The organism is Promicromonospora citrea (genome assembly GCF_013004695.1).
GTDB lineage: Bacteria > Actinomycetota > Actinomycetes > Actinomycetales > Cellulomonadaceae > Promicromonospora > Promicromonospora citrea.
Genome location: NZ_JABEMG010000003.1, coordinates 23,622 through 37,007, shown reverse-complemented (window position 1 = coordinate 37,007; position 13,386 = coordinate 23,622). Strand labels below are relative to the sequence as shown.

The 13,386-nt window shown below is 70.1% G+C and carries 13 protein-coding genes, 1 tRNA gene and 1 pseudogene; 8 read left to right on the top strand and 7 right to left on the bottom strand.

Features of this window, described 5'->3' with window-relative positions:
* Positions 1-80 precede the first annotated feature (80 nt).
* The 3 genes from HLB15_RS01280 to HLB15_RS01270 form a co-directional block, all read right to left on the bottom strand.
* Entirely contained in the window at positions 81-548 is a 468-nt protein-coding gene (locus HLB15_RS01280) for a hypothetical protein (RefSeq protein WP_171102889.1), read from the bottom strand.
* A complete protein-coding gene (locus HLB15_RS01275) occupies positions 545-2,629 on the bottom strand; it encodes an RHS repeat-associated core domain-containing protein (protein ID WP_171102886.1) in 2,085 nt (694 codons plus the stop codon). The genes HLB15_RS01280 and HLB15_RS01275 overlap by 4 nt, the downstream gene beginning before the upstream one ends.
* A gap of 202 nt (positions 2,630-2,831) precedes the next feature.
* Positions 2,832-4,006 (bottom strand): IS3 family transposase gene (locus HLB15_RS01270; protein WP_229784968.1). Its coding sequence is split into 2 segments (ribosomal slippage): positions 2,832-3,733 and positions 3,733-4,006, totalling 1,176 coding nucleotides; the frame shifts between segments, so codons are not numbered across the junction.
* 69 nt (positions 4,007-4,075) lie between these two features.
* Here HLB15_RS01270 and HLB15_RS01265 point away from each other — a divergent pair.
* From HLB15_RS01265 to HLB15_RS24945, 4 genes and pseudogenes are all read left to right on the top strand, one after another.
* Positions 4,076-4,576, top strand: a pseudogene (locus HLB15_RS01265) (integrase core domain-containing protein); the annotation flags it as partial.
* 664 nt (positions 4,577-5,240) lie between these two features.
* Positions 5,241-5,645 (top strand): transposase, encoded by a 405-nt coding sequence (locus HLB15_RS24955; RefSeq protein ID WP_373291041.1) that lies wholly within the window; start codon positions 5,241-5,243, stop codon positions 5,643-5,645.
* 24 nt (positions 5,646-5,669) lie between these two features.
* Positions 5,670-5,951, top strand: a complete 282-nt coding sequence (locus tag HLB15_RS24950; protein ID WP_373291045.1) for a transposase — start codon at positions 5,670-5,672, stop codon at positions 5,949-5,951.
* Between the two features lie 19 nt (positions 5,952-5,970).
* Positions 5,971-6,144, top strand: coding sequence for a hypothetical protein (locus HLB15_RS24945; protein WP_376699397.1), 174 nt, complete (start codon positions 5,971-5,973; stop codon positions 6,142-6,144).
* On the opposite strand, the gene HLB15_RS01255 is transcribed toward HLB15_RS24945, so the two are convergent.
* From HLB15_RS01255 to argS, 3 genes are all read right to left on the bottom strand, one after another.
* The gene (locus tag HLB15_RS01255; RefSeq protein WP_212759360.1) at positions 6,141-6,404 is read right to left on the bottom strand and encodes a DUF2798 domain-containing protein; all 264 of its coding nucleotides are present in this window, start codon (positions 6,402-6,404) and stop codon (positions 6,141-6,143) included. The genes HLB15_RS24945 and HLB15_RS01255 overlap by 4 nt on opposite strands.
* 181 nt (positions 6,405-6,585) lie before the next feature.
* On the bottom strand, positions 6,586-7,944 hold the full coding sequence (gene lysA / locus HLB15_RS01250) for a diaminopimelate decarboxylase (RefSeq protein WP_171102874.1): 1,359 nt from the start codon (positions 7,942-7,944) through the stop codon (positions 6,586-6,588).
* Positions 7,941-9,602, bottom strand: a complete 1,662-nt coding sequence (argS, locus tag HLB15_RS01245; RefSeq protein ID WP_171102873.1) for an arginine--tRNA ligase — start codon at positions 9,600-9,602, stop codon at positions 7,941-7,943. The genes lysA and argS overlap by 4 nt, the downstream gene beginning before the upstream one ends.
* A 316-nt stretch (positions 9,603-9,918) precedes the next feature.
* Here argS and HLB15_RS01240 point away from each other — a divergent pair.
* The 4 genes from HLB15_RS01240 (at position 9,919) to HLB15_RS01225 (ending at position 12,017) form a co-directional block, all read left to right on the top strand.
* Positions 9,919-9,991, top strand: a tRNA-Arg gene (locus tag HLB15_RS01240).
* 364 nt (positions 9,992-10,355) lie between these two features.
* Positions 10,356-10,709: a cupin domain-containing protein gene (locus HLB15_RS01235; RefSeq protein WP_171102871.1), complete on the top strand. Its 354-nt coding sequence runs from the start codon at positions 10,356-10,358 to the stop codon at positions 10,707-10,709.
* Positions 10,710-10,735: 26 nt separating this feature from the next.
* Positions 10,736-11,296, top strand: coding sequence for an STM3941 family protein (locus HLB15_RS01230; RefSeq protein ID WP_171102869.1), 561 nt, complete (start codon positions 10,736-10,738; stop codon positions 11,294-11,296).
* Positions 11,297-11,354: 58 nt separating this feature from the next.
* On the top strand, positions 11,355-12,017 hold the full coding sequence (locus HLB15_RS01225) for a CYTH domain-containing protein (RefSeq protein ID WP_171102867.1): 663 nt from the start codon (positions 11,355-11,357) through the stop codon (positions 12,015-12,017).
* A gap of 13 nt (positions 12,018-12,030) precedes the next feature.
* On the opposite strand, the gene HLB15_RS24675 is transcribed toward HLB15_RS01225, so the two are convergent.
* A complete protein-coding gene (locus tag HLB15_RS24675) occupies positions 12,031-13,305 on the bottom strand; it encodes a M15 family metallopeptidase (RefSeq protein WP_229784966.1) in 1,275 nt (424 codons plus the stop codon).
* Positions 13,306-13,386: the final 81 nt, after the last annotated feature.

Sequence of the window (13,386 nt, the reverse complement as noted above, 5' to 3'; positions counted from 1 at the left end):
CCCTCGGCGGTGGGGTATCCCGAATCAAATCGCCCAAGGATTGCAGGACGTCATCAATCGGTTTGACGGAGAACGCGCCGTCAGCGCCGATCCTCGGGCGGTTCACCACTATCTACCGGATCCGATCGCGTCGAGCCGATCACTTCCCGGATGAGACGGATTCTCCGCAGATGCTCTTCACGCACCAGAAATGGCTCACCCGCAACGCGAATTACGTGACCCGAATCCGGGTCAACTTGATCGAGTTCGGGTTTTTCATTCATCAACGTGGTGTAGCCGGCGCGGAATTCTCTCCGCTTTTTCACCTGGACCCAGATCGCAAGCCAATTCAAGAATGCCGCATCCAGCAAGATGGCGATCACGATCGCCGTCAGGAACCAGGAGCCGCCATATCCCGCCCCACGGACCAACATACCGCCTACCAGAATGACCAGGAGAACGAGGCCGATTCCCACTCCCCAGACAATCCACCCCAGGAGAGCGAAAGCCGAACGCCCGCGAACCAAGAGCCTGCGTTCCCTTGGACTCCACTCCTTGTCGCCGTTCACCAGTCGTATCCGTATGCCCGTGAACCGAAGCCTAGCGCTGTACCACCAACCGATAGATTGAGCGAGTGAAAGTCGAGATTGGCTCCCGCATTTGCGATGTTATCGACCGCGCTAGTACTCGAAGTAGCGCGTAGCGCCATCCGGCCCGCCAAAGCAGCGGACCCAAGGCCGCCAAGGCCAAGCGCGGTGCCGACAGCAGAAAGACCACAACTCACGTCAACGTCGGCGGTGCAGTCGATGGCTGTCGCGAGTGCGCCGATTCCCACTCCCACCGCACCTACCACTAGCAAGGGCACGCCTGCGACCGCGGTGAGTCCAAGTAGTCCGGCGCCGAGCGCAACAGCACCCACAGCCGTCCCCAAGATCCCCAGGCCGGCCGCGATGTTCTGGCCACCCCACCAATCCGAGTCGTTGTTTGCCCAGTCCTTGGTCTGAGACCAGAACGACTCCTTCTTGTGCTCGGCCTCGGCCGCCGCGTTCTCCCGGGCTCGCTGCTCAGCCGCCGCACGCGCACGCGCTTCTGCTGCTTCCGCCGCTCGTGCCCGTTCCGTCGCCGAGGGCACCGGCGGCTCATATGTCGTTCCGGGCTGGGACCACGAGCCAGCGCCTCCGTTGTTCCAGTCGCCCGTGTAGCCCGTGTTGTTCGCCGCGACCTGCCACCCGCCCGAACCGGGCTCACCCGCCGTCGGCGCCGTGTACGCGCCGTCGATCAGCGGCCCTAGCAGCAAACCCGTTGGGTCTGAGAACGTCATCGGGTTGTTGTTCGCGTAGGCGTAGGCGTTCCATTGCTGCGGATCAGTCAGATCCATCACAGGATCGACGCTGATGAACGACCCCAACAGCGCGTCATACAGCCGCGCGCCCACCGCGGTGAGCCCTGTCGCATCCTCGGTCTTGTCCAGGAACCCGCGATCGCCCACCCAGGAACCGTTGGCGCCATCCCCGCCGACAGGCAGGCCCGCAGCACTGTCACGCGGCGCCCCGAAAGGGTCCGTGTACCGGCGCACGACCTGGTTGGACACGTTCCCGACCTGGATGATGCCAGTACCGTGCGGGTCGTTGAAGATCGACGTCACCGTGTTGGCCAGGTTCCCGGTGCGGATCGCGACGGTCTGCCCGGCGAACGTGTAGTACCGCTTCGCGGTAACCGCGCCCGTGTCGCCGTCCAGGGTGATCTCCTGGCCCGGCAGGTACACCGTTGTGTCGCCATCCTGGGTCCGCGCCAAGCGATCCCCGTCAGCCGAGTAGACATACTCGTCCGACTCGTCCTGCGAGACCGAGCCGTTCCCATCCTCGTCAGAGGCGATACTCGCCAGTTCGCCCTCTGCGTCCCAGGTCAGCGTCTGAGCGGAGATTCCAGCAACCGTGCGACCGGTCATGTTCCCCGCACTGTCGTAGGTAAACGAGGACTGGCCGAGAGTGGCCCCGGCGTCGTTCTTGGCGGTCACCGACGTCACTGCGTGCGGCCGGACCGAGGTCGTCCCGGAGGCCGGCTGTTGGTAGGTGCTCGTCGCGTCACCACCCGCCGCAGCCGTGCGGTGCAGGACGCTGGTCTCCCGGTTGCCGAGCACGTCGTAAGAGTACGACTTCCAGTACGGGTCGCCGCCCCCGAGCCCTGCCACGGTCCGGTTCGCCGTGGCGCAGTCTCCGCTCTGCGGGGTCCAGGCGTTGGTCAGCCGGCGTGCCCAGTCGTAGGTGAAGCACTGCTGGTCGGAGGGCAGTCCGCCCAGGGCAGGGTCCGGCGTGTCCTTGGCTGACAGCACATTGCCGGCGTCGTCATAGCTGTAGGTGGCATGCTGCAGTTCGTGCAGGTCATCGCCGATGTTCCCCGTCTCCAGCGTTGTGGTCACGCCCTCCAGCCTGCGTGTACCCACCCCGTAGTACATCGCCTGCTGGTAGGTGTGGGTGTTGCCCATGTTCAACGAGGACACCTCACCGGTCGGAAGATAGTCGGCGCGGACGACGTAGCTGCCCCACCCGAATCCGCCGGTCAGCCCGTCCTGGGCGTTGGTCGCGGAGTAGAAGGTGGTCAGGGTCTCCTGCCCAAGGCCGCCTGCGGCCGGGACTGACTGGGTCCGCACCCGCCCGTCTTCCGTATAGGTGAACGCCGTGGTGTAGTCACCGGCCAGGCTTCCCAGACTGCTGGGGATCGTGACCGTCTGGCCCGTCGGCTGGTACCGATCGGTGTAGCCAGTGACGCTGGTCGTGTACGCCGCGCCGTCGACAGTGCGCGACGTCGAGGGGGACTGCCCCAGGAACGGTTGACACGTCTTCTTTGGTGGGTCAGGCCGCGAGGGCCAGGGTCCGGTCAGCGTAGACGGTCTCGAACTCGATCGGCGTCATACGACCCAGACGACGTTGCCGGCGACGGCGGTGGTAGGTCCGCTCGATCCAGGTCACGATCGCCAACCGCAGTTGCTCACGGGTGGCCCAGGGTCGCCTGTTCAGGACGTTCTTCTGCAGCAGGGAGAAGAACGATTCCATCGCCGCGTTGTCTCCGCAGGCGCCGACTCGGCCCATCGATCCGGTGATCTGGTGGGCTTTGAGGGCACGGCGCAGCTTCTTGGACCGGAACTGCGACCCGCGGTCCGAGTGCAGCACCGTGCCAACAGTTTCCCCGGTCGCGGGGATGACATCGCGCCTGGTCACAGCATGGTTCAGCGCGTCCACGGCCAGGCGGGCCTTCATCCGCGAGTCGATCGAGTAGCCCACGATCCGCCCGGAGTACACGTCCTTGATCGCGCAGAGGTAGAGCTTGCCCTCACTCGTGGGGTGCTCGGTGATATCGGTGAGCCACAACCGGTTCGGCTCGGTCGCGGTGAACACGCGTTGCACGAGGTCGTCGTGCACGGGCGGGCCGGCCTTGCGCCCGGTGCCCTTCTTGCGGTGGATCACCGAGACGATCCCGACCTGCCGGCACAACGCGTGCACCGTGTTCTCGCTCACGACATGCCCGGCGTCTTTCAGGTCATCGCTGATGAGGCGGTAGCCGAACTCCGGATCATCGATGTGGATGTCGTGGGCGGCGTTGATCAGGTGGGCCTGACGCCACTGGGCATCGGTGACCGGGCACGCGCGCCACTTGTAGTAGCCCTGACGGGAGAAGCCCAGTACCCGGCAGGTCACCGCGACGGGCAGACCGTCAGCGGCAAGCTCTTGGACCAGCGGGTAGGTCATTTTGGGGAGATCTCTTTGGCGAAGTACGCCGCCGCCCTGCGCAGGATCTCGTTCTCCTGCTCCAGCAACCGGGTGCGCTTACGCAGCTCACGCAGCTCTTCGGACTCCTTGGCCGTGACGCCGGGACGGTCCCCGTCCTCGACCTGCGCGGCCTTTAACCAGCGGCGCAGGCACGACTCGGTGATCCCGAAGTCCTTGGCGACCTGGGCGATCGGCGTCTGTCCCTGACGGGCGACCGCGATCACGTCGCGACGAAACTCGGGTGGGTAAGGCTTGGGCACAACGACATCCTTCCAGCACCGACCTCAGGCCGGTACAGATCAGATGTCAACCGTTCCTGGGGCAGTCCCGGGTTCGTCTACGTCGCGTTCGTCGTGGACGTCTTCGCCCAGCGCATCGTGGGCTGGCACGCCGCACGCACCAAGCACACCGACCTGGTCCTGGCCGCGCTGCGGATGGGGACCTGGGCCCGGGCTCACCAGGGCCGCCCGATCACCGGCGGTGTCATCCACCACTCGGATGCCGGGTCCCAGTACGTCAGCGTGCGCTACGTCGAACGACTCGCGCTGGAAGGTCTGACCCCGTCGGTCGGGACCGTCGGCGACGCCTACGACAACGCCCTGATGGAGACGATCGTGGGCCTGTTCAAGGCCGAGTGCATCGACACCACCGTCTTTCACCTCGGCGCGTGGAAGACGCTCGCCGACGTCGAGTTCGCCACCGCCGAGTGGGTCGAGTGGTTCAACAACCGCCGCGTCCATTCCACCCTCGACTACCGCACCCCCGCCGCCGTCGAGGAGATCTACTACGCTCAAGCCCCGGCCGGAGAGCCAGCAACTGTCAACCAGTGAGCTCTCCACCGAACCCGGGGCGGTTCACAGCAGGGCGTTGATCATCGTCTGCAGCAGGTCACGCATCAGGTCCGGGGAGGCCTCCGCCAGAGCCTCGCCAAGCAGACCGGCAGGGTCAACAATATGGGGTGCGGTCATCGTGATGTTTCCGTTCGAGAGTGCTGTGGAAGGTTCACTCGAAGGATCACGCGGTGGCCGCACTACGTCACGTCGAAGACGACGCACCCGGCGACCGCGCTACACCACTATCAGGGACTCAACTGCGTCGTCGCGCGGCTCGCTGAGACCGCCCCCTGGTGCGCCCGCGTCCGAGTCGCGGATCGTCGCTACCGTGAGTCCGAACGTCGCCGCAGTCGTCCTTGCGACCTGTCGCCCACGGTCGATACCGGCCACCCGCGTCTCGGGCGTGCGTACTGGTCCGCTTGCACTCAGGCACGACTCCGCCGCCGTTGAGCAGGCCGCGACCCACGCAGGGTGCGAGACACGGCGACTCCGAGCCAGCACGTCGCTCAGTTCACCGGACATCGGCCGATGCCCCTCCGCCTGGGCGTACAGGACGGCCCTATGACGGTCGCGCACGTCGCCCGATCCGCCAGCATCCGACCGGAGGCCACGGGAGTTGCGGCTGGGGCACTGCCGGACAGCCCTCAGGCATGTCCTGTGAATGGCCTGGTCACAGCGTTGGCAATGTCCGGGTGTGGGTGTTGGGCCTGGTGAGCTGACGGATGCGGCCTGGGCGCGGATCGAGCCGTTGCTGCCTTCGGCGGATGGTCGTCGGGGTGGCAGGTGGCGGGATCACCGGCGAGTGATCAACGGGATCTTGGGGCGGTTGCGGACCGGTGCGCCGTGGCGGGCCGTGGAAGACGCTGCACGAACGTCTGCGGGTCTGGACGAAGGACGGCACCTGGGAGCAGATCCTGGACCGCGTGATTGTCAAGGACGACTCTGTCGGAGTCGTGGGGTGGACGTTCCCGGTCGACTCGACCAACGTCCGGCCCACCACGATGCGGCGGGAGCCCGGAAAAAAGGGCAGCAAGACCGGGTGGATCGAGGGCCTCGCGGTCGCTGATGAACCGCTCGGCAGGTCCCGGGGCTGCCTGACCTCCAAATCCACCTCACGGTCGACGGGCGTGGGTTGCCGATGAGCGTGATCCTCACGCCCGGGCAGGCCGGGGACGACCCCCAGCTGCTGCCGCTGCTGGACCAGGTCTCGGTCAAGCGGGACGGGCCCGGCCGGCCTCGTCAGAGGCCGGACCGGGTGCTGGCGGACAAGGCCTACTCCAGCCCGTCTACCGTCGTGCGCTGCGCTAGCGTCGCATCACGCTGGTCAGCCCGGAGAAAAGGACCACGCGGCCCATCGGCTGCGCCGTGGTAACCGCGGCGGGCGCCCGCCGGTGTTCGACGCCGAGGCCTACCCGGGACGCGACATCGTGGAGCGGTGCTTCTACCGGCCCCAGCAGTTCCGTGCTCTGGCCACACGCTTTACCAAACGAGCCGCCTACTTCCGCTCGGTACTGGCCATCGCCACGATCATCCTCCGGCTCCGCGATTCGCCGCACACGGCCTAGGCCGCCTCGTCCGCCCGCGGTGCCTCCGCGGGCGCGGTCTCGGCCCGCGGGCGGAGGATCGCGCCGGCGAGGCCCATGGAGGCGGGCCAGAGGACCATCGTCGCCACGAAGGCGATGGGCCAGGCGATGAGGATCTGCCGCGGCCAGGCGGCGAGCCACTCCAGGGACGGGCCCGTGAAGATCAGGCTCATCACGCCCGACATCGTCGTGGCCATGAGGAAGGTCATGATGACCTGGGTGAGCAGGATGCGCTTGTTCAACGCCGGTTCCTTGTCCGGGACGACGGGCGCAGCCGCTGATCCGGACCGACGCCGCCGCCCCTCGTCGAGGGATGGGACGCCACGGGTTCGCACCGGCGGGCGCGACTTCATCTCGGCAGGACCGAGGGCTGGAATAACCACACCAGCCTGAATCTTTCTGGCCCGACGATTGTACCGGTGGTCAGCCCTGGTCCAGCCCCAGCAGGTCGTCCTCCGTCTCGCGGCGGACGAGCACGCGGGCCGCGCCGTCCGTCACCGCGAGCACCGGCGGACGGGGCAGCATGTTGTAGTTCGACGCCATCGAGCGGCCGTAGGCACCCGTCGCGGCGACCGCGAGCAGGTCGCCCGCGCGCACGTCGCCGGGGAGCTGCACCTCGTGCACGACGATGTCACCGGACTCGCAGTGCTTGCCCACCACCCGCGCGAGGACCGGCTCGGCGGCCGACGTCCGTCCGACGACCTCCGCGTGGTACGCCGCGCCGTACAGGGCGGGACGGATGTTGTCGCTCATGCCGCCGTCCACCGAGACGTAGAGGCGCACGAAGTCGCCGGACTCGCCCGCGACCGTCACGGGCTTGACCGTGCCGACCGTGTAGAGGGTGAGGCCCGCGGGCCCGACGATCGCCCGGCCCGGCTCGATCGAGAACCGCGGCAGGCTGGTGCCGAGCTCCTGGCACACACCCGCGACCGACTGTGCGATGTCCTTGGCCACGCGCTCCGGGTCGAGCGCGACGTCGCCCGGCAGGTACGCGATGCCGTAACCCCCGCCGAGGTCCACCTCGTCGACCAGCACGCCCGACCGCTCGGCCAGGTCGGCACGCAGGCGCAGCACGACGCTCGCCGCGGCCTCGAACCCGTCAGGGTCGAGGATCTGGGAGCCGATGTGGGAGTGGATGCCGAGCAGCCGCAGCTCCGGGCGCTCCAGCACGGCCAGCAGCGCGGTCATCGCGGGGCTCGTCTCCCCGGACGACGTGTTCACCGAGAGCCCGAACTTCTGGTCCTCGTGCGCGGTGGCGATGTACTCGTGGCCGCCCGCGTGCACGCCGGTCGTCACACGCACCATGACCGGCGCGACGACGCCCCGCCCGGCCGCGAGCTGCGCGACCCGCTCGATCTCGACCAGCGAGTCCACGATGATGCGGCCCACGCCGGCGTCGAGGGCACGCAGGATCTCGGCGTCGGACTTGTTGTTGCCGTGCAGGCCGATCTCGGCCCCGGGCACCTGGGCGCGCAGCGCGACGGCGAGCTCGCCGCCCGACGCGGTGTCGACGCGCAGGCCCTCCTCGCGCGCCCACCGCGCGACGGCGACCGTGAGCAGCGCCTTGCCCGCGTAGTACACGTCGACGCCGGTGCCGACGGCGCCGAACGCCGCCTCGAAAGCGGTCCGGTACGCCCGTGCCCGACGGCGGAAGTCCGCCTCGTCGAGCACGTAGGCGGGGGTGCCGTGCTCCGCGGCGAGGTCGCGCACGTCGACGCCTGCGACCGTCAGGGCGCCCGCGGCGCCCCGCTCGACGCCGCTCGACCAGGGCGCGCCCGTCACATCCGCTCCGGCGCGCTCACGCCGAGCAGGTCGAGGCCGTTGGCCAGGACCGTGCGGACGGCGTCGTTGAGCCACAGGCGGGCGCGGTGCGCGTCGGTGACCTCCTCGTCGGGGTACGGCGTGACGCGCAGCTTGGCCTCGTCGTTGTACCAGGCGTGGAAGTCGCCGGCGAGGGCCTCGAGGTAGCGGGCCACGCGGTGCGGCTCGCGCAGTTCGGCGGCCTGCGCCACGATCCGCGGGAACTCGGTGAGGCGGCCGAGCAGCGCCGCCTCGGAGGCGTTCGAGAGCTGGGCCGGGTCGAACCCGTCCGCGCGCCGCACGCCGCGCTCGACGGCCTTGGCCCCGATCTGGACCGTGCGGCTGTGCGCGTACTGGACGTAGAAGACCGGGTTGTCGTTGGACTGCTTGATCATGTCCTCGCCCTGCAGCTCCAGCGGCGTGTCCGCGGGGTAGCGGGACAGGGAGTAGCGCACGGCGTCCCGACCGATCCACTCGACGAGGTCGCGCAGCTCGATGATGTTGCCCGCGCGCTTGGACAGCTTGGCCCCGCCGACGTTGACGAGCTGCCCGATGAGCACCTCGATGTTCGTCTCCGGGTCGTCGCCCGCGCAGGCCGCGATGGCCTTGAGGCGGTTGATGTAGCCGTGGTGGTCGGCGCCGAGCAGGTAGATCTTGCCGGGGAACCCGCGGTCCTTCTTGGACAGGTAGTAGGCGGCGTCGGCGGCGAAGTACGTGGGCTCGCCGTTCGCGCGGATCATCACGCGGTCCTTGTCGTCCGTGAAGTCCGTGGTGCGCAGCCAGACGGCGCCGTCCTGGTCGAAGACGTGGCCCTGCTCGCGCAGGCGCGCGACGGCCTTCTCCACCGCACCGGAGCTGTGCAGGTCCCGCTCGGAGAACCAGACGTCGAAGTGCACGCCGAAGCTCTCCAGCACCTCGCGGATCTCGGCGAGCTGGTGGGCGTACCCGGCCTCGCGCGCGACCGCGACGGCCTCGTCGTGCGGCAGCTCGGGCAGGTCCGGGCGGTCGGCCAGCACCTTGGTGGCCAGCTCCTTGACGTACTCGCCGCGGTAGCCGCCCTCCGGCACCTCGCCGCCCGTCGCACGCGCCAGCACGGACGCGCCGAAGCGGTCCATCTGCGCGCCGGCGTCGTTGATGTAGTACTCGGCCGTGACGTCGGCGCCCGCGGCGCGCAGGATGCGCACCAGCGAGTCGCCCAGCGCGGCCCAGCGGGTGTGCCCGATGTGCAGCGGCCCTGTCGGGTTGGCGCTGATGTACTCGAGGTTGATCACCTGGCCGGCGAGCGAGTCGCCCCGGCCGTACGCCGGGCCTGCCTCGACGATCGTGCGGGCCAGCTCGCCCGCTGCCGCGGCGTCGAGCGTGATGTTGAGGAAGCCCGGGCCCGCGACGTCCACGGACGCGATACCCGGCGTCGCACCGAGGCGCGCTGCCAGGTCCTCGGCGAGCGCGCGCGGCGTCGTGCCCGCCTTCTTCGCGAGCTGGAGGGCCACGTTGGTGGCCCAGTCCCCGTGCTCTCGCTGCCGGGGTCGCTCCACGTGGACCGAGGCCGGGACGGCGTCGGCGGGCAGGGCGAGTGTGCCGTCGGCAACGGCCGCGGCTAGGGCAGCGCTCAGCGCTTCGGAGAGCTCGGTGGGGGTCACGGATCGATTCTATCGGCCGCCTCGGACGGCCCGCCCCGGTTGTCCACAGGCGCCAACCTTTCGCACCGGTGCCACGTCCGCGGTCCGCAGGTCCCGCACCTGGACGGCCACGTCGATACTCGTGGAAGTCGTCGAGGCAAGCCCGCCCTTCCCTGCTCGCCGTTCCGCCGAGGTCGGTAGGTCGGCCCACGCTTGTGACGACCTGCAGCGACGTGACCGACCTCGGCGGTGCACGGTATCGATGCACGAAGGGTGCCGCCCACCTGGTAGTCTCTGTTCGGCCGATACGGGGGCACTGCCTCCCGACCTCGGCCTCGCGCCTGTAGCTCAGTGGATAGAGCGTCTGCCTCCGGAGCAGAAGGTCGGGGGTTCGAATCCCTTCAGGCGCACAGCGCCCCTCACCTGGCATCACGTCCGGTGGGGGGCTTTCTTGTGCCCGCGGGAGACGGCCCGTTCCCCGCCAGGTTCCCCGTCGCGGCGCATCCTCGCAGACACATCGCGACATCTCAGGGAAGATGCCACGGCGAGATCGGTCGCACACACCACCACGGACGCGGCCGTACCGACCGCGACACCCACGGTCAGCGAGGAGACCACCGCGACGACGACGAGAGACGTCCCCGTGCCGACGGACCGGAAAAACCGCTCCACCGCACCTGCACGTGCGATGAGGCGCGCGTCCCGATCCTCTTCTCCGACGGCCGCCATGACCGCCGGAGGGTAGCGGCCCGACCCACCTGCCACACTGCCCCGATGTCGTTCCGCCGGATCTCCCTCGACGGCCGCCTCACGGTGATCGCCGCGCCTCACCCGCCCACCGACGACGGTCTCCCCTCCGACCGGCTCCAGGTCCTGCACTGGCGCGTCGACGAGCCGTTCGCCGACGACGTGACCCACTTCCACCGCGACAGCGACGAGGTGTACGTCGTCCTGGAGGGCGCGGTCGAGCTCGAGGTCGACGGCGTCCCGGTCGTCGTGCCCGCGGGCGAGGCCGTCACGGTCGCCGCCGGTGTCCCCCACGCGCTCGTCGCCGTCCGCCGGCCCGCGCGCGGCCTGACCGTCCGCGGGCCGGCGGGCGACGACAAGGTGGTCACCGGCTTCCGGTAGGTCCGCCTCGCGGCTAGTGTCCCGGTATGCCCGACCAGTCCGTGGACTTCTACCCCTCCCGCGCGCACGTCGTCGTGCTCGCGCTCGGCACGCTCGCCCTGGTCGCCCTGTGCGCGGCCGTGGCGTGGCTCGGCTTCGGCGTCGCGCAGACGAGCGGCTCGCGCGCCGCCCTGGCGGTCGTCTCCCTGGGCGCGATCGGCGTCCTCGTCTTCACCGGCCTCGGCCTGCTCGTGCTCCGGCGCCTGCTGCTGCCGACCTGGCCCGTGCTCACGCTGGACCGCGACGGTCTCGTCGACTGGCTGCCCAACCTCGGCGTCGAGCAGGTGCTCTGGACCGAGGTCACGGGCGTGCGCGAGGCGCGCCTGCTGTTCCGGAGGGTGCTCGCGGTCGACGTCGCCGACCCGCGCGCCGTGGTCACGCGGCAGCGCACGGTCGTGCGGAAGGTCGCGGCGTCGGCGCACGCAGCCCTCGTCGGCACGCCCGTCGTGCTCAAGCCGGGCAGCATCGCGACGAGTCCCGAGCGGCTGTCGGAGGCGTTGTCGCAGTTCACCACGGGCCCCTCCCCCGACGCCGCACCGGTTGCGTAGACTTCTTGCGTCATCCGCGAGCACGCGGCACCGCGCACCGAGCACGGCGAGGGGTCTCATGACCGACGACCGTTACGAACCCGGACCGACCGAACCCGACCGCGGCTACGCCGACTTCGAGTTCGAGCGCCGGTTCTTCGTGCGCGACCTCCCGGCGGAGCTGCGGGACGCGCCCGCCCTCATCGTGCAGAACTACTTCCTCGCCGACGGCGGGTACGCCCTCCGGGTGCGCGTCCAGGCTGGGGACGTCGACGCCGACCTCACCGCCGGCACCGACCCCGCCGAGCTGCTGCGCGCCCACGCCGACGCGATCGACTTCGCGGCCGTGACCGTCAAGGGACCCGCGATCGGTGGCACCCGGTACGAGGCCGAGCGCGAGCTCGACCCCACCGTCGGCGTGGAGCTGGTGCGCCGGGGCGGCGCCCCGGTCGTCAAGGTCCGGTACGCGGCCTGGCTCGGCGCGGACGGCTGGTCGATCGACGTGTTCGGCGGCGCCAACCACCCGCTGGTCGTCGCGGAGTGCGAACGCTCCGGCCCGGTCACGGGCCTGCAGATCCCGGACTTCTGCGTCACGGAGATCACCGACGACCGCCGGTTCTCCAACGAGTCGCTCGCCATGGAGCCCTACAGCGGCTGGGCGACCGACTTCGCTGCGGAGCTCGCGCACGACGGCCCGCGGTTCCGCCAGGACTTCGGCCCCAACACGCACCTGCGGCTCTGACCGCGAGCCGGGCTCAGCCCCGCCACTCGCCCTTCTCGACGACGCCGGACACGAACTCCCAGTGCCACGGCTCGTACTTGCTGCCGCCGAGCTGCGCCCAGGCCGGGTTCTGCCAGCCGTACGTCGGCGCGTTGGCCCACAGCCAGGAGAAGACCTCGCTGCTGCCGGTCTCCTTCGAGCAGAGGTCGATCGCGAGGCCCCAGCCGTGCATGGACGTCCCCGGCGAGGCCGCGTAGTAGCCGCGGGACACCTTGAGCTCGTACTGCGTGTCGATGTCGCGGTAGCTCGCCACCAGGCACAGGTCGCGCCCGAACGACGCACGGAACGCCTCGTTGAGCGCGGACAGCGACAGCGCGGCGTCCGGCCGCAGGAACTCGCCGCCCTGCCAGAGCTCGCACAGCGAGTGGTCCGCCAGCGCACCGTTGGTGCCCTCGACCGGGGCGTCGACGTCGCAGTCCGGCAGCGGGCTGCGCTCGACCGACCGGCTGGCCGCCGACTCGGGCCGCGTCATCGCCTCGGCGCGCACGACGGCGCTCGACGTCTCGGGGCGCTCGACCGGCTGCGTCACGAGGTCCAGGACGTTCGGCCCGGTGCGGGGCGCCTCGACGTCGAACGGGGACTGACCCGACGGCTGCAGGCCCTGCGCGAACGGCGCCGCGATCGTGGCGCACGCGAGGGTACCGATCACGGTCGCCCGCGAGATGATCCGGTGGCCCGCCGGGACCGACGACGCCGGCCGGCTCTGCCGCGGTACGGCGCCCGTCACGAGGGTCTCGAACGGCTCGGCGGGGGCCGGGTCCGGCGTCGCGACCCGGCCGACGGCGGGGGCGACCACCACGGGCGACGCCACCACGAGCGGCAGTGCGGGCCGGGAGATCTGCTGCGACGAGACCTGCTGCGGGGCGTGCGGCGCCGGGACGGGCTGTGGGGCGTAGGCCACGCGGGTGCGCGTGCTCCTGAGCGGTACGTAGCCGGGCTCTCCGGAGGAGGGCTCCGCGTGGCGCGTCCGGATGAAGGCGGACTCCGTGACGCCCGGCGCGGCACCGGGCTCGGTGACACCGGGCTCCGTGACGCGCAGCGCGGCACGGCGGGCCTCGACGCCGGGACGCCCGGCCCACGGGTTCGTCACCGGGGCGGGGTTGACGGCGGGCGCCAGGTTCCTCGTCGGCCTCGGGGACGCGACAGGAACGTCGGCGAAGGCCGGTCGCGGCACGGCCGGCACCGGGGCCGACGGGTGCCCGGCGGGAAGCTGGACGGCCGGCGGACGTGGCACGGGGTTGTGGTTCACCGGGGACACCTCATGGCCCCGGGCCCGGAGCGCCTGGGCCCTCTGCTCCGCCTCGCGCCGGGCGCGGCGTGTCATGAGCGC